General features: G+C 50.0%; 12 protein-coding genes. 5 read left to right on the top strand and 7 right to left on the bottom strand.

The features are described 5' to 3' along the window. Window positions 1-4: 4 nt before the first annotated feature. The 4 genes from K3T83_RS04785 to K3T83_RS04770 all read right to left on the bottom strand — a co-directional run bounded on the left by K3T83_RS04785 (window position 5) and on the right by K3T83_RS04770 (window position 5,723). Window positions 5-1,480 carry a rhamnulokinase gene (locus tag K3T83_RS04785; protein ID WP_220201832.1) on the bottom strand — a complete coding sequence of 492 codons (1,476 nt, stop codon included), beginning with the start codon at window positions 1,478-1,480 and terminating at the stop codon, window positions 5-7. Beyond that, complete coding sequence (gene rhaI, locus K3T83_RS04780) at window positions 1,474-2,694, bottom strand: L-rhamnose isomerase (protein ID WP_220201831.1); 1,221 nt, start codon at window positions 2,692-2,694, stop codon at window positions 1,474-1,476. Before rhaI ends, K3T83_RS04785 begins: the two co-directional genes overlap by 7 nt. Window positions 2,695-2,776: 82 nt before the next feature. Next, window positions 2,777-4,846, bottom strand: coding sequence for a bifunctional aldolase/short-chain dehydrogenase (locus tag K3T83_RS04775; protein WP_220201830.1), 2,070 nt, complete (start codon window positions 4,844-4,846; stop codon window positions 2,777-2,779). 58 nt (window positions 4,847-4,904) lie between these two features. Next, entirely contained in the window at window positions 4,905-5,723 is an 819-nt protein-coding gene (locus K3T83_RS04770) for a DeoR/GlpR family DNA-binding transcription regulator (RefSeq protein ID WP_220201829.1), read from the bottom strand. A 193-nt stretch (window positions 5,724-5,916) separates the two neighbouring features. Here K3T83_RS04770 and K3T83_RS04765 point away from each other — a divergent pair, with 193 nt between their 5' ends. Continuing rightward, on the top strand, window positions 5,917-6,444 hold the full coding sequence (locus tag K3T83_RS04765) for a hypothetical protein (RefSeq protein WP_220201828.1): 528 nt from the start codon (window positions 5,917-5,919) through the stop codon (window positions 6,442-6,444). Between the two features lie 172 nt (window positions 6,445-6,616). On the opposite strand, the gene K3T83_RS04760 is transcribed toward K3T83_RS04765, so the two are convergent. Then, complete coding sequence (locus tag K3T83_RS04760; protein WP_220201827.1) at window positions 6,617-7,567, bottom strand: AraC family transcriptional regulator; 951 nt, start codon at window positions 7,565-7,567, stop codon at window positions 6,617-6,619. A 120-nt stretch (window positions 7,568-7,687) separates the two neighbouring features. Between K3T83_RS04760 and K3T83_RS04755 the strand changes: the two genes are divergently transcribed. From K3T83_RS04755 to K3T83_RS04740, 4 genes are all read left to right on the top strand, one after another. Beyond that, entirely contained in the window at window positions 7,688-8,479 is a 792-nt protein-coding gene (locus tag K3T83_RS04755) for a phytanoyl-CoA dioxygenase family protein (protein ID WP_236064821.1), read from the top strand. 213 nt (window positions 8,480-8,692) lie between these two features. Further along, the gene (locus K3T83_RS04750; RefSeq protein ID WP_220201826.1) at window positions 8,693-9,271 is read left to right on the top strand and encodes a LutC/YkgG family protein; all 579 of its coding nucleotides are present in this window, start codon (window positions 8,693-8,695) and stop codon (window positions 9,269-9,271) included. After that, window positions 9,268-11,622, top strand: coding sequence for an LUD domain-containing protein (locus K3T83_RS04745; protein ID WP_220201825.1), 2,355 nt, complete (start codon window positions 9,268-9,270; stop codon window positions 11,620-11,622). The genes K3T83_RS04750 and K3T83_RS04745 overlap by 4 nt, the downstream gene beginning before the upstream one ends. Window positions 11,623-11,894: 272 nt before the next feature. Continuing rightward, window positions 11,895-12,317: an Hsp20/alpha crystallin family protein gene (locus tag K3T83_RS04740; protein ID WP_220201824.1), complete on the top strand. Its 423-nt coding sequence runs from the start codon at window positions 11,895-11,897 to the stop codon at window positions 12,315-12,317. Between the two features lie 86 nt (window positions 12,318-12,403). Here the strand turns inward: K3T83_RS04740 and K3T83_RS04735 are convergent, their stop codons facing one another. Together K3T83_RS04735 and K3T83_RS04730 are read right to left on the bottom strand one after the other, a co-directional pair. Further along, on the bottom strand, window positions 12,404-15,055 hold the full coding sequence (locus K3T83_RS04735; RefSeq protein WP_220201823.1) for a tetratricopeptide repeat protein: 2,652 nt from the start codon (window positions 15,053-15,055) through the stop codon (window positions 12,404-12,406). A 265-nt stretch (window positions 15,056-15,320) separates the two neighbouring features. Beyond that, window positions 15,321-16,808, bottom strand: a complete 1,488-nt coding sequence (locus K3T83_RS04730) for a sugar porter family MFS transporter (RefSeq protein ID WP_220201822.1) — start codon at window positions 16,806-16,808, stop codon at window positions 15,321-15,323. Window positions 16,809-17,224: the final 416 nt, after the last annotated feature.

Below are 17,224 nucleotides of genomic sequence, written 5' to 3'. Positions count from 1 at the left end.
ACGGTTAGTTAGCTTTTGTGACAGTGAGGAAGGTTTTGTAAGCCTGTTCCCAGGCCGCTCTATCCCCAGGCTCATAGGTGACGAGTGGAAATGAGTGGCGCACGATCTGACGTGCCTGTTGAATGTCTTTGATCTTGCCAAGCGCTATCAACTGGACGAGGAGATTGCCTATCGCCGTTGCCTCCTGCGGCCCTGCCCAGACCGGACGACCAAGCGCGTTAGCCGTATACTGGCACAGCGCTGCGTGTTGCGATCCACCCCCGACGATATGCAGGCCGGCGAAACGTTTCTGGATGAGCGACTCTATACGCTCAAGGACAAAACGATAGCGTAGCGCCAGACTCTCCACAATGCAACGCAACAACGCGCCCTCTGATTCCGGGATAGGTTGTCCGGTTTGATGACAATACTGCTGAATTTTTCTGGGCATATGGGCGGGCGCAAGGAACATGGGATCGTCGGGATCAATAAACGCCTGGAATGGAGCAGATTTGGCGATGAGCATACCCTCATCCTCATAGGAGAGCTGTTTGCCCTCGTTGCGCCAGATGCGCCTGCATTCCTGAATGAGCCAGAGGCCCGTCACATTTTTGAGCAAGCGAACGGTGCCATTGATGCCGCCTTCGTTGGTAATGTTCAACTCCAATGCCGCATCATTGAGCATTGGCTCGGCGATTTCTGTACCGATGAGCGACCAGGTGCCACTGCTGAGATAAGCAAATTCGGCATGATCGGCTGGTACTGCGGCGACGGCTGAGGCGGTGTCATGTTCTGCAACGGCAATCACAGGCAATGTATCCAGTCCCACTTCTTCGGCAACCTTTGGCAAGAGCTTGCCCGCGATAGTGCCTGCTGGCACCGGCTGCGAAAAGAGGTGAGATGGGATGCCAAGTTTCTCGATCAATGCAAGATTCCAGGTGCGCATATGAGGATCGCAAAGTTGGGTAGTCGAGGCGATTGTCCATTCGCTCATCCGTTCACCAGTCAGAAAATAACGCAGCAGCTCTGGCATCAACAGCAGCGTTTCGGCTTTTTCGAGCAATGGAGACGCAACTTTTTGCAGTGCGTAAAGCTGATAAAGTGTATTGAAGGACAGAAATTGAATGCCTGTTTGCGCAAAAAGCTCCTGACGCGGTACAAATTGCTCCACCTCTTCCATCGTTGTGCGCGTGTGAGGATCGCGATAATGATATGGATTGCCAAGCAACTCACCATTGGTCCCAAGCAGTCCAAAGTCAACGCCCCAGGTGTCAATCCCGATGCTCTGTATATCGCCATATCCTTTCAAGTGAGCAGTAATTAAGCCTTGCTTGATTTTATGTAAAAGTTGTAAAACATCCCAGTAGAGATGATTGTGTACCCATACTGGCTCGTTGGGAAAGCTGTAAATCGTTTCAATGGCGAGATGGCCGTCGTCGAGATGACCGACGACGGCACGACCACTGCTCGCCCCTAAATCAAAGGCAAGCGTGCTTACCAACTTGCACCACCTTTGCCACGCGGTTTGATGCTGTCTGCATATCCGCTCTCAAGATAAGCTCGCATCGGATTGATAGGAACACCCATCTCCTCGCGAACAACATGTAAGAGCGGTGTGACATCGAACTCGAACGCCTCCCTCACGGCATTCTCGGCCCCCAGCACATCCTGTTTTTCCTGCGCTGCCTTCACCTCGTCAAGATTGATGAGCAGAGCTTTGGCATACTGGGTATGCACGTTGAGGACGGAGCGGATCATGGCCGGGATCTTGGGTTCGATACAATGGCTCTGATCGATCATGTAGGCGATGTTTTCGGCTGTTTGCTGGATGCCCTTGTTCGCGTCTGCATGGGCATCGAGGATCTGGTAAAAGATCAGAAACAGCTCGTAGGGATTGACCGAACCAACAATCAGGTCATCGTCGGCGTATTTGCGGTTGTTGAAGTGGAATCCACCAAGCTTCTGCTCATCAAGCAAATAAGCAACGATCTGCTCTACATTTGTGCCCTGCGCATGATGTCCGGTGTCAACCAGCACTTGAGCCTGATCGCCCAGTTTTAGCGCCATATTGTAAGCCATGCCCCAATCTCCCAGGTCGGTATGATAGAAGGCAGGCTCAAAGAACTTGTACTCGATGAGCAGGCGCATGTTGGGATCGAGCGCCTGATAGACTTCGGTCAGGGTTTCGAGCAGGCGATGTTTGCGTCCGCGAATGCTGTCCTGACCTGGATAGTTCGTGCCATCAGCCAACCAGAGGCTAATGATAGAGGAGTTGACCGTACGGGCGATCTCGATACATTCGAGCATATGCTCAACGGCTCGACGGCGAATGGCTGGATTGGAGTTACAGAGGCTCCCAAAAATATAGTCGTCGTCTTGAAAGAGATTAGGATTGATCGCGCCCAGCGTCAGGTTGAGCGAAGCAGCGTGTTGCTGGAGTTGATCGTAATCATCAACCTTATCCCAGGGAATATGCAGGGCGACGGAGGGACAGATACCGGTCAGGCGGTGGACCTGTGCTGCATCATCAAGCTTTTCAAAAGGGTTGCGCGGCACACCAACCTGTTTGAAGACCTTGAAGCGCGTGCCAGAATCGCCATAGCCCCAGGAAGGAGTTTCCACCTTGAGTTCCTTCAATCTGGCTTTGACCTGCTCGACATCGATGCCACGATCTGTTTGCTGCTGGACAAAAAGAGAATATGCGGAGTCGCTCATTGACATTTGCTCCCTTCTGTGGGAGGCAACCACACGGTGATTGCCCCATTGCGCTTGATGTATATGTTCGTTATGAAGCTGTTTAGCGGGTAAATGCCGCTGGCACGCCACCATCGACGGTAATCATACAGCCTGTGGTTTTGCTGGCTTTCGATGAGGCCAGGAAAGCGATAGCATTCGCAATATCTTCTGGCAAGACGTTGACCAGCAGCGTTGTGCGCTTGCGGTAATAGTCCTCCAACTGATCCGGCTCGATGCCGTAGGCTCTGGCTCGCTCTTCACGCCAGCGCGAGTTCCAGATGGCCGATCCTTGCAAAACTGCGTCAGGCAATACGCTGTTTACCCGGATGCCAAATGATCCACCTTCGGCAGCGATACAGCGCGCAAGATGCGCTTCCGCCGCTTTCGCCACGCTATAGGCGCTGGCGTTTTTGCCGGCATAGATAGAATTTTTTGACGCCACAAATACCATGCTGCCGCCCAACTGCTGTTGTTTCATCACCTTGAACGCCTCACGCGCAACCAGGAAGTAGCCAGTCGATAAGACGTTCATATTCAAGTTCCATTCCTGAAGGGTTGTCTCATCAAATGGACTGGAGGTAGCGAGGCCGGCATTGTTGACGATTACATCGATGCCGCCATATTTGAGGATAGCAGCCTGATAGCTTTCCTTGATAGCCTGTTCTTTCGTCACATCCATCTTCAGCGCAATAGCCCGCCCCTCCCCATATTGTTTGTTGATCTGTTCAGCAACCTGCTGCGCGCCTTCCAGGTTGATATCAGTGACAACAACGTGCATACCTTCAGCCACAAAGCGCTGGCAGGTTGCACTGCCGATGCCTCCAGCTCCGCCTGTGACCAGTCCGATCTGGCGTGAGAACTCTGCTTCGGGCGGCAGCAGGCTTAATTTATACAGTTCAAGCGGCCAGTATTCGACATCGTACGATTCTTTTTTGTTTAATGATGTGAAATTGCCCAGCGCGGTTGTTCCCTGCATGACCGAGATAGCGCGATGATAGAGATCGCCGCTGACCTTTGCCAATGCCCAGGAACGCCCGGTATTGATCATGCCGATGCCTGGAATGAGGATGACGCGAGGTGCGCTATGTGCGATGGTATCGCCTGCATTTTTGTTGCGCTCAAAATACTGCCGATATTCATCTTTAAACGTGGCGACGCCTTCGTTTAGTTTGGTATGTAATTGAGAGACATCGCGGGTAGATGGGTTCCAATCGATGTAAAGAGGCACGCGTTTGGTGTGGACCAGATGATCCGGGCAGGCGGCCCCAACTTGCGAGAGGCTCGGCGCATCATGGCTATCGACAAATGTGAGTACATCATCGGCGTCGTCATAGGTGACGATCATACGCTGTTCTTGGCTGACTGCACCCCGGATCGCAGGGAGAATCTGCGTGAGAATCTCGCGGCGCTCTGCCTCTGGCAGCGCATCATATTTGCTGCCGCCGAAGAGTGGACGCTGACGAGTGCGCGTTTCGATATAGTGTTGTGCTTCGTTAATGATCGCAATGGTTTTCAAATAGGAGGCTTCGGAGGTATCGCCCCAGGTCACGAGACCATGTTTTTCCATCAGCACAAGTTCTGCGTGAGGATTGTTTTTCACTCCCTCAGCAATCATTTTTGAGAGCGTAAAGCCGGGGCGCACATAAGGAACCCAGACGAAACGATCACCATAAATATCCTGTGCAAGCTGGCGGCCATTCTCAGCACAGCAGAGGCTAATGATCGCATCTGGATGCGTATGGTCAACATGAGGAAATGGCAAGAATGCATGCAGAAGAGTTTCAATAGAGGGGCGCGGTTGCTTGCTATCGAGCATACAGTGGGCAAGATAGGCAACCATATCTTCATCAGACATCTCAGGGCGCTCTATCAGCGGTTTGACATCTTCGAGTCGCAAGCCGGTGAAGTGGCGCGCCTGCATGGTTGCCAGGTCGGAGCCGCTCCCTTTGACCCACATCACCTCGATAGGACGGCCCCGAAAATCTGTCTCTATCGTTTTCACGGAGGTATTGCCACCACCCCAGTTGGCTACAGAGCGGTCGCTGCCCAACAGATTGGAACGATAGACAAGCTCACCCAGCCCTTTAGACACCTGACTGGCTTTGTCCTGGTTCCATAAATTTACAACCAAAGTAGAATCTCCTTTTAAGGTGTTGGAAAACAGTACAGTGTGACGCACTCAACATAGATTACACCTGCCACACCTCGATACCTTTGCTGCGTGCCTGTTCCACCAGATTGGCTGGTGCTTTTGTGTCGGTGATAATCAACTTGAGACGCTCAGGCGGACAGAATGTAGCGAAGGCAATCTGATTCCATTTGCTATGGTCAACAACGGCAATAACTTCTTTCGCGATTTCTATCACGCTCCGTTTGAGTTCGACCTCTTCGCCATTGACATCTGTTAACCCTTCGCGCAAAGTGAAGCCACGCGCACCGACAAAGGCTTTGCTGATATGAATCTGCTGCAAAACGGATTTGCCCCAGGTGCCAACAAGAGAGAGAGATTCCTGGCGAAGCATGCCACCGGGTACGAGTACCGAAGCGCTCGTGTTGGTAATCAATTCTATGCCAGCGCGCAAGCCGTTGGTGACGACGGTTAGCTCCCTTTTCTCTTTGAGGAAAGGGGTCATGGCAAGGGCTGTGGTGCTGGCGTCGATGTAGATCGTCTCGCCATTCTGGATATAGTTTGTTGCGGCGGCTCCAATACGCTCTTTTTCGCCTTGTTGAAGCCGCTCTCGCACATCAAAGCCCATTTCAGCGGAGGTGGGAGTAGCAAGGATGGCACCACCATGTGTACGCACAGCCAGTTTGTGTGCTTCGAGCCATGCTAGATCTTTACGGATCGTCACTTCTGAGACGGAGAAGAACTGGCTGAGTTCAGGAACAGTCACTCTTTGTTGCTCTCCCAGGATTTGGGCGATCTGTTGTCGTCGCTCGTGGGTAAAGAGTATTGGTCCATTTTGCGTTTGTGTCGTCGAGATGGCGTTGCTCTCTTCGCTGCTCATAGTGGTTTTCTCTCAAATTTCAGTTTGTTTCGATATATTTCATTCTCTTATATTCACTTGTAACATACTGAGTTCGCTTTGTCAATAGATTCAGGGCTGAACGCTTCTCTTCCTGAAACAAAAAAACTCTCATGACGTGTCTCAGAGAGATAAACCGACCGCTTGCTGAGAAGCAAAGAAAGGAAACGGAAAGATGAGAAACAGTGGAGCTAGTGACTTTTATTGTGTGAGAGCCTGGCTCATACGGGTAAGTATCGCAATTGTTATGTCGTGCTTGCTATTTGCCTTGATGAGTTTACCAATTTTTGCTCATACCCAGAATAAGCAAGATGTCCGTTCTCAGACAATTGCATCGGTTCAGAAAGCTCCTCCTGGAAAGGCGGATTTGAAGTGGGATGCGCGTAAGCAGGAACTTACTGTCATGCTCGATGTGAATGGATTGCAGCCTGGTAGCGATCATACGTCACACATCCATGCTGGAACCTGTTCGTCAATGGGGAAAATTCTTTATCCCTTGCGCGACATTGTTGCAAATAAGGACGGGCATGGAGTTGCAACAACTGTTATTAAGGGTGTAAAAGGTGGCATAGCGGCTACGGGCTGGTCTATTGCCGTTCATAAAGGTGCCGTCACTACAAGCGCTATCCTTTGTGGTAATGGGGCCAACCCCAAGAAGGCAACGTCAGTAACAGTACCATTGAGTGCGCCTCCCATGAAGTAGTAGGAGTAAACACCATCCCTGGTTATTCATCAGGGAAACATCAGGAAAGGTCATCGGTATGGCATGACGACTGGTACTAAGTGTGCTAATGGGGAGATTCTCCCTGTCAGAAAATCCGTGATGTTCAAGCCCGGAGAACAGAGATCTCCGGGCTTGTTTATTTTTATTTATCCTATTTAAATTGCGCCCGATAGGCAGAGGGCGTGAGGTGAAAGATGGTATGAAATGTTCTTGATAGTTGAGCGCTGTCCCGAAAGCCGACTTGATGCGCGATGGTTGTTGTGGAAAGCGCGGTGGTACGTAAAAGTGTCTGCGCTCGCTCCAGACGCAAATGTCGGATATAGGCAGCCGGCGACACTCCTACTTCGCGCGAGAATATCTCGCTAAAACGGCTGGGGGAGAGGAACATCAGCGCTGCGAGTTGAGGAACCGTTAAGGGTTCATGAAACCGCTCCTCACAGATTTGTAAGATGTTGGCGACACTGACTTTATGAGGAGTGATCTGGCTAATAGAGGATGATGTATTGCCCCTATCTCTGCTGTTTGCCTGCCAGCGCGCCAGATGCACGAGCAAGCGAAAAAACAGGTTGTGGGTCAGGATAGATGCCTCGATAGTACTGGCAACGAACTCGTTATGCAACTCTGCAATCATTGCTTCAACCTCATGAAAATGTACTGGCGGCATATGTAAGCGATGGTCGTTGAAACCATTTTCCTGCGTTGTATCATGTTGCTTGATGAAGAGCCTCCATAAGCCAGGAAGAGATTGCAATGCGAGCAATTCTTGATCGGAAAAGAGCGCTGGTGAGAAATAGAAGGCATCGATCACGAGAAGTTGATAGTCGCTATAGGCGTGAGTGCTGCCTGGCGGCAGCATATAGATATCGCCACGTGCAATGCCATAGGGATGATTGTTGATAAGATGGATGCCCTGACCGCCCTGAATGACATAGAGAGCATAGAAGTCTTCATGCTGATGGAGGCCAGTATCGACACCATTATCATAAAACTCTCGACGTGCAACAAGCGGTAATTGAATATGGTGCTGCAAATCATTGAAAGTGGCATGAACGATGGGCCGCAGTGCCGCGTCCTTTTGCCAATGGTAAGAGAGTTCCTGCATTGGAAACGAAACACCTCTAGATAAAATGCGAATTCCACGCCGCAAATTGACAAGCAATAACGCCATTATTTGCGTACTATTAAATCATTATATCGTATCTATTCGGTCAGGAGGGAAACAGTGCAGACAAAAGGCTATGTTCCATTTATTGAGTCAGACCTTCAAAGTGATGCGGCAACGTTGCGGGAAACGATGGACAGATATGGGTATCTCTTCTTCCGAGGTCTCGTGCCTGCTGATGAGGTACTGAGCGTACGCCATGACGTGCTAGAGCTATTAAAAGAAGCAGGTTGGCTTGATCCGGCTCATGAGCTGATGGAGGGTGTTGCTCTGCCAGGGATTGTGCCGAAGACCGAGGGGCAGGCAGAATATACGGCGGTCTATCGTCAGATACTTCGATTGCCTCGTTTCCACAATTTTCCCAGCCATCCCAGCTTGATGAGTGTGGCTCAGCGTTTGATTGATGGCGAGATTCTCGTTCACCCTCGTCGTATCGGGCGTATCACATTTCCCGGTTCTCAAGCTTTTACAACACCTGCTCATCAGGATCATTTCTATATTCGGGGAACTGTCGAGACTTATTCGTGCTGGACTCCACTAGGAGCGTGTCCTATCGAATTGGGAGGATTAGCGGTCTGGCCTGGATCGCAGCATCAAGGGTTTATTGAACATAGCGTCAGTCATGTAGGCGCGGTTGGTGGGCGAGGCGTGCCGGTTGATGAAGCGCAGGCGGAGTGGCACACTACTGATTTCCAGGTTGGTGATGCGCTTTTCTTCCATTCCTACACTATCCACAAGGCGCTACCTAATCTCTCGCCCACGCTTTTGCGACTCTCGACCGATAATCGTTATCAACGCAACAAAGATGAGATTGATCCCGCGGCATTACGTCCTCATTTTGACGAAAAGTAGCAGCCGACAAATGCTGTAATGCGGGCTTTTACTCAATCGCAAGAGTGTTTTCCTACATGGTCAGGAAAACACTCTTTTTCTTATAGCAATATTCGGTCTTTTGAATAGTTTCTACTTAAAATAAGTCGAAATTATTTGAAATAAACATAGAACTTTGCCACTAAATCATGATACTATTAAAGATAATAGTATTTTCTAGCGAGGGAAGGGGGCATGATGATCTCACTGGACCTTTTCACGCGCTTCCAGCAACGCCTGGCCGCTGTTGGAGGGGAATGTTATCTGCTTGAGAATTTGGCTGAAGCAGCAGAAGTGATTGCTGCTCATACTGCACTGCAAGCGAAAAGACTGGTTGTTCCTCCCAAATTTTCTGAGTACGATCCCTGGGGAGAGGCTGTGTCGCTGTTGGAGGCAAAGGGCATTCAGATTGAGGAGGCGCAAAGCCCAGCCAGTGTTGCTGATGCACCTGCTGGCCTTTCACATGCAGAGTTGGCAGTGGCGGAAACGGGATCGATTCTGGTGGCCGAAAATTCGCTTGAGGCACGAGTGGTCAGTATGTTGACATTAACTCATTTTGCGCTTGTACGAGTGGACGACCTGACCTCTATGCTTGATGAAGCTGGAGAGCGCCTGCAACAGTTGACGCAAGTTGGACCGAATCAGCGTCATTATATTTCACTGATCACCGGTCCTAGCCGCACCGCGGATATCGAACGGACGCTGACAATCGGGGTACAGGGTCCGAAAGCATTGTGTGTTCTTATTGTAAAAGATTGGAAAGCACGATCATGACATTGCAAGATAACTCATCTGCTCAATCGGCTGAGAAGCAGATCAAGGGGGCGCAGGTTGCCCTCGTTGGCGCGGAATCGTTGCAACAGCGGCTCAGCGAAGAGACGGCTAATCCAACTCATGAGCACCAGCCTTTCGATGAACGGTTGCATCATGCTCTGGAGGATGAAAACCTGTCGCGAGCTTTAGGTCGTTTTGCTCCTAACTGGCGTGAGTCGCGCAAGAATGTATTTGCTGTTGAAGAGGGCGATTATGGCCCTGAGTATAGCTTTCCATCGTTGCGTTCAAGATTGCGTACGGCGAAGGATTATGCTATTGAACATCAGCCCGAATTGATGGCTCAGTTTAAGCGCCAGGCCGAGGCTGCTGGGGCCATTGTCTACGAAGCGCGCAATGCTGAGGAAGCGAATCGCTATATTTATGAGCTGTGCCATCGAAAAGGCATTGAACTTGTTGTGAAGTCGAAGACAATGGCAAGCGAAGAGACGGAATTGAACGCCTATCTGGAAGAGCGAGGCATTAAGGCCGTTGAAACGGACCTGGGCGAGTGGGTGGCGCAGTTGAATCATGAGCGACCATCGCATATGGTGATGCCGATTATTCACAAGAGTCGGCAGCAGGTGGGGGCTATTCTTTCGCAGGCGACGGGGCGCGAAATTTCGCGTGACGATGTGGCGGAACAGGTTGGAGTGATTCGGGTGGAGCATCGAAAATCATTTCTTAGTGCTGGTATGGGCATTAGTGGGGCGAATGCGCTGATTGCCGAGAGCGGCACTGTCATGATGATGACAAATGAAGGCAATGGGCGTCTGGTAACATCGCTTCCATCAGTGCATGTGGTGATGGCTGGTTACGATAAATTGATCGGGACATTTGCTGATGCGATGACGCAGATTCGTCTGCTGGCCCGGAGCGCCACCGCGCAACATATTACCAGCTATAACACGTTCCTGACTGGCCCGGCGACACCTAACAAAGAGATGCATATCGTGCTGATTGATAACGGTCGCAGCGAGATGCGCGCGGACCCGCGCTTTAAGGATGCCCTACGCTGTATTCGGTGCGCGGCATGCTCCAATATCTGTCCACCCTATCAGCAGGTGGGAGGCCATGCGTTCGGGCATATTTATAGTGGCGCGATTGGCCTTGTGGTCACGCCGTTTCATCATGGGTTGGGGGCCGATGCCGGACCTCAGAGCCTATGTGTGAGTTGCAATGCCTGTGAAACAGTTTGCCCGGTTGAGATCCCGCTGCCAAGCCTGATCCTTGATGTACGGCGGAGGGTAGTGGAGAAGAAGGGGTTACACTGGATTAAGAAGATCGTCTTCTGGATCATGGCTCGTCCTCTCCTGTTTGGCTTGTTTGCACGATTGGCAAGCATTGGGCAGTGGCCGATAACTCGCGGCGGCCAGTATATCAGGACGAGAAATTTTGGCTTGTTGAGTAAACTGCCTTTTGTGAAGCCGCTGGCATCTTTGGCGAGTTGGCGTAGTTTGCCGGCTTTCGCGCCCAGACCGTTGCGTGATCGGGTCAGAACGCGCAAAAACGCCTATAGTCTGGGAAGCAGCCAGCTGCGCGGCTTGAATCTGACTGTGTGTTACTTCGCCGGATGTATGACGGATCGGCTTTATCCAGAGATGGGGGAGGCCGTGATGAAGGTGCTCGAAGCAGCTGGTGTGCGGGTGGTCTTCCCTCAACAGCAGAGTTGTTGCGGCTTAATTGCGCTCAATTCTGGCGACAGGCGCGATGGATTGGCAATGGCAAAGCAGACGATCACGATGCTTGAGAAGGCATTGGAGGAGAACAGGGCCGATTATATCCTTAGTGCCTCCACCAGTTGTGTTGTGACCATCGTGCAGGATTATCTCAAGCTGTTTGAGGATACGCATGAAGAGGCATGGTTGAAGCGAACCCAGGCGCTGGTGGAGAAAGTGGTTGACTTTACCAGCTTTATGCAGCGAGTGGTATTGCCAGGCGAGGTCACACTTGCGATGCGCCGACCTGACCCTGATACGATCATCACCTATCATGATTCCTGTCAATCCTGCAATTGTCTTGGCTTGCATTCTGAGGCTCGCGATATTCTGCGGCAGGCGTTGGATGTGGAGGTACACGAGATGCCGCAATCCGATGTATGTTGTGGTTTTGGTGGCTCGACATCGATTGAACACCAGTCGGTAGCAGAGCGCCTCCTCAAGAACAAGTTGAAGAATGCCGAAAGTACAGGCGCAAATATCCTGGTCTCCGACAATCCAGGTTGCCTCATGCATTTACGGGGAGGCGTTGATGTCAGTGGACGCCGCATCCGAGTGATGCATCTGGCTCAATTATTGGCCGAACATTTGCAGTGAGGAGAAGCCGTCTCGCTCACTAACACGTTAGATAGCCTGGGTGATAAGTGTTACATGTCACTCAGGCTATCTTTTTTTATGAGCGAAAAAATAATAACATGATTACTGGAAATAAGAGTAATACAGACAAGTTGTGAAACATATAGTTGTTAATAGACGTGTTGTGGATAGATGCTTCATCATCCCTGGCCTTGATCTTACAGGGGAGCGTATTTGGGTCTGGGTCTTCTTAAAAACAGGAAGATCCATAACACGGCAAAAGGGAGAATACTATGCAAGAACAGGTAAAACAACAGCATATCCCAGTAAACATGTATGGTACGAATGAGCGTTTAATGGTTGTTACCCCGATGCCTGGTCTGGAGCCGGAGAATATCTCGATTGAAGTAAGCGGAGATGGGCAGCTAGTTTTGCGTGGGGATTTACGAGGTGCGCTCAAAGAACATGATGGCAAGGAGCGCTTTCTGGATGAGTGGCGTGTTGGAGCATATCTGCGTGAGATAACGTTGCCGGTGTCGGTGAATGCGGTCTGTGCCAATGCTTCGTATGGTAATGGTGTGCTTGCGCTGGCATTTCCTTTGAGCGAACAAACGGTTCCCGCACGCCTGACGCTTGAGCGTGTTGCTCCCTCTTCTCATGGACAACGAAAGGGCAACACTGGACATCCACCAATCTGTGTGCATGTTCAGCCGTAAAGCCTGTTTCCTCGTACAGATTGATACCTCATCTTTCGCGTACCAGATACGCAGATTGGTACGCGAAAGATGAGGTATCAATAGCGTTATTGAGGAACAATTTGTACGAAAGGTAAGAGCTGTTCCTGGTAGAAGTCCGGTCTGGTCTGTGCGACCCAACGTAGTGGCGTGAATAGAACAGCTGGTAAAGGAATGTCCGCACTTTTGGCCTGTTCCAATGCAGCCAGAGCAACTGCATCTTGTTCCAGGAACGCACAGGCCAGACCCTTCCAAAATGCTGCTTCGCTGTATGTAGGACTGTGTTGGAGAACCTGCTCGAATACCTCTATGGCTTCCGCGAATTGTTGCTGGCGAATCAGCATAATGCCTCGACAGGTAAGCGCTATATTTTGCTGTGAGCTGTTTGTTGCGAACCTCTCCAACAGAGGGTTGATCTGTTCATCTGACTCATCCAGACACAGGCGCACCCAGGCAAGCAGCATGCCTGTTGTCTCATCCTGACTATCCAGCTCCCAGCTTCGGAGCAGATCTTCCTGAGCCAGTTCCAGGTCTGCTTGCTCTAGATGAATGTGACCCCGCCCGGCATAGATGCGTGGATCTGTTGGATCGAGAGAAAGAGCCTGTTCAAAGGAGGCAAGTGCCTGCTCATATTGTCCGATGGAGGAGTGGGCCATTGCTTGCAACACGTAAGCATCCTTATCGTCAGGATAGAGTTCCAACTGGTAATCGAAATCGCCAAGCCCTCGTCTGGCCTTGTCCATCTCCTCATACATTAGATTACGGCACTGGACCGCTTCTGGCAGGTTAGGAGTCAGGATGAGCACTTGATTGATATCTTCTATTGCCTGCTCATATGCTTTCCGATCTCTGTATATCAGGCTTCGATGAGCATAAGCAAAGATATTGCGAGAATCAAATGAGATGATGTGGTGAAAGTCTGCGTTGGCATTTGTTTGTAGGCCCAGAGCGGCAGATGCTATGCCGCGTAGAAGGTAGCTATCGAGGCGGGTAAGATCAAGTTCCACTGCCAGGATGCTATCGTCCAGCGCTTGCTGAGGTTGTCCCTGAAGCAACCAGGCGGCTGCACGGTTACTGTAAAGATCTGCCAGCAGAGAAGAGGAAATATTTGCCTGTTGCTCAAGTATCTTTATCAGTCCCGTTATCGCAGACTGAAACGCAGGATTTTTAAGATCGGCTTTACAGTAGGTGAGCAAGAGGTTGGCGACGTGCTTACTCTGGTCTGGGAACGACTCCTCGACAACTGCCTGTAATTGATCTATGAGTGTCATATGATCGGGTATTTGTCGAATGAGCGAGAGAAGGAATACAATTGCCTGTTGCAAACCTGTTTCGTCGGCAAGCCAGAGCCATTGTTCAACCAACGCCAGCGTCAGCTCTTGCCTTGCTTCTACAGCCTCGTTCTGATATGCATCTGAGGCAGTCAGGTGAACGTGTGCGAGCTGTTGTTGATAAAAGAGCGCTAAGACCTGACGAGCTTGTTGGTAGGCAGGTCTCGTCTCTTGTGCAAAGGTCCGACAGAGGTGCTGCTGGACAAGTGGATGGTAGGTGTACTCTCCAGTGACGATATCACGCTGCACAAATGGCAAGGCGATCAGACGGCGATACCAACGAACGCAGTCCTGTGCGGAAAATACAGGACAAACGGCGAGATCAGAGGGGCGAAACGACCGGGAAAATAAGGCGGCATAACGAAGAAGATAGCGATAGCCGGAACCTTGTCGCTCGATCCATTGCAATGCAGTTGTCATTGCTTGCTCATCTGTATGAAGCTGTGTGAATGGAACTGGGGCCAGCAATCGAAGCATGAGCGGAAGACCATCTGTTTTTTGCCAGAGCAGTGCGATCTGATCAGCATTTGTAATCCCATATGTTGCAAGGAAGTTGTGCGTTTCGTCTTGTGTGAATGGATGAAGGGGGAGCGAGATGACCGGCGACTCGGTAGAGAGGCTGGCTTGCAAAGAATCCTCACCGCCCAGAACCAGAACTATTTGTTTGCTGATAGATGCTGGCAATACCTGAGTGCGCAACCAGGTAACGACTGAGCTTGTGGGGGCAATTTCATCGAGGAAGAGTATGATACGCTTTCCTCGGTCCACAGTTGATGATGCTGGGGTGGAAGCGAGCCAGTTCAAGTCTTCGATAAAAGTGCGTGTAAGAACCACAAGCCGCTCTAGAAAATTCTGCAAGTCATAGATTTCTAATGCGAGGTGCTGTCGCAGAAACTCAGCTCTGTTCGTTTCACTGACCGTTTCGTACATTCCTCCGATCATCTGAGTTCCCTGTGTCGTTTCTGTTTGTGTGAGATCCTGGACACGTTGGACAAAAAGTGCCCGGGCTACTTGCTGTTCAAGAGAGGGCGGAAGCGCAGGCATTTTTGTCGTATAGTCAAGCAATTGTTCAAAGGTGACAAGGGGAGCGCCCGCAATGCGGAATTGTCTGGCAAGCTCTATCATTATGCGTAGCGGACTTTTCATATGCACATTGACAAATGCTGTCAAACATTGGCCCTGAAAAGGATCTGCGTGTGCCTCTTTGCGGAGTTGAGCAAGCAACGCCGAAGTACCAACTCCGAGCGGTCCCCAGATAGAGAGGAGATGTACTGAAGGCTCATCCAAGCGTAACACCTGTTCTCGGAAAAGCTCCAGTTCTTTTGTGCGTCCTATAAAGGGAGGTCGAACGTCTTCTTGAGAAAGTAACGTATGTGTCACAAATGGCATAGTGCTGATACCTGGCCTTTCTTCTGTATATAACTCTTCCTGATAGGAATAGATTGATCATGCCTGGCTCGAGACGAAGAGAGATGAACATGAAGAAAAGTTCCTTCTGATACACACCACGCTCAACGGGTCAGATAAGATACAGTGTTGTTGAGCATAGTGATATTTTAGCATTTATAGGCCGGGTACATTTTGCCATAATAGTTTGTAGCATGGAAGCGCTCGTGGGTAGATGTTATGTTTACGAGCGCTTGACAGTACATGCTTATAAATGTTCTGAAAATTTCTGGGCTGGTAGAGCCGTGTGGACAACTGGGGGAGGAGACACGGCTTCCCAGTCGCGGCCATTGCGCCAGTAATGTTCGATCTGTTCAAGGCTCTTGCCTTTTGTTTCGGGAACCAGGATGGTACTGAAAATGAAGGCGAGTATGCCTAAAAAAGCATAGAGCCAGAAGGTCAGCGGCTTTCCCAGTAAATGGATCAGAGAGAGGAAGGTGAAGCTGACCAGCAGATTGGCATTCCAGTTAGCAAATGAGGCGATACTTGACCCCATTGCGCGTAAGCGGGTAGGATAAATTTCTGCATTCATGAGTCTAACAACTGGACCCATGCTTAATGCGAAGGAAACGATGTAAATCAACAGAACGGCGAGGGTGAGATAGCCTGTCTGTTGAGGGCCGACAGCAAAAATGGTGCCTAGCGCGCCCAGCGTGATGGCCATGCCAATGCTGCCCCACTGAAGCAACGGACGGCGCCCGATTTTGTCGATCAGGGTACTGGCAACGATTGTCGCCAGGACGTTGACAATGCCAATAACACCTGTAGCGAGAATGGCGCTGGAGGCTGAAGTAAAGCCCGCATAGCCAAAGATCGTGGGTGCATAATAAATGACTGTATTGATACCAACCAGTTGATCGAAGATTGCTAATCCCACACCGACACACAGTGCCGTTCGCAAGCCAGGTTGGAGAAGTTCGCGCATGCTACCCTTTTGTTGATTGGCTAGCGTAACGCGAATATACTCCATTTCTCGTTTTGCCTGCATACCTCTTAATTTCTCTAGAATCTGATACGCTTCATCCCAACGACCTTTACGGGCCAACCAGCGCGGAGTTTCTTCATTAAAGAGCATACCAATGAAGAGAATGGTGCCTGGAATGGCTGTAACCGCATACATAGGAGGCCAGCCCATGTGGGCAGTCGCAAAGGCAAGGTCAACCCAATAAGCAATCGCGATACCAATTGTAATGGCAAGTTGGTTGAAGGTGACCAGCGTCCCACGTACATTGGGAGGAGCCATTTCTGAGATATAAACGGGAACGACGCAGGTAGTTGCACCAATACTTAAACCAACCAGTATGCGTAGCGCAATAAAAAGGGGCAGACTGCGAGCAAGGGAGGTCAGAAGCGCGCCAACAATGAAGGTGATTGCGATGGCAATGAGCGTTTTGCGCCGCCCAATAATGTCGCTCAATTTGCCGCCGGTGAGCGCTCCAATGGTCGCTCCAAGCAGTGCTGCACTCACTGTAATTTCTTCGGTAAAGGGTGTGAGCGTGAAATTTACTCGTAAGAATAAAAGCGCTCCAGATATAACAGCGGTGTCGTAGCCGACAAGCAGACCTCCAATAGCGGCGATAGTGACAACAAAATACAGAGATATGTGGTGGTGATGTGAAGGATCGCTGGTTTCCTGACTCTGTACTCTTTTTGAAAATATGCTGAACGCAGCGTGTTTCTGACTGCGCAGTGTCATAGTAGACCTCCATGTTTCTAGCTGAATGCGCATAACAGGTTTCATTTTTTCAAGAGGCAACAAGCTAAAATTTAAAATGCTTTAATGGCACTACTCTTATAGTATATTCCTATGCAGAAAAAGAATATTTCCAGATAAGAAAATGATGTATTTGTAGCTATGTATAAAATAAATAATTGTTAACATCTAAAGAAAGTAGAAAGCTGACTTTAAAAGATACTTGTAATCTGGTAAAAGACGTGCTGATATGGCCGTGAATTAGAGAGAATAGCAATACGCTATATACTTTATTACGAAAAGTTATTTCTATTGGGAAAAATGTTGATTTTTCTCTATCCTTTTCCTGGGATGTGTGTTATGATAGGCATGGAGCAAATCAAGTCTTCAGGCATGAAGCGCATAATGTTTTACTGCCA

Source organism: Reticulibacter mediterranei (genome assembly GCF_016587455.1).
Note: the sequence above shows the minus strand (reverse complement) of the source record. Positions and strands in the feature narration are given on the sequence as shown.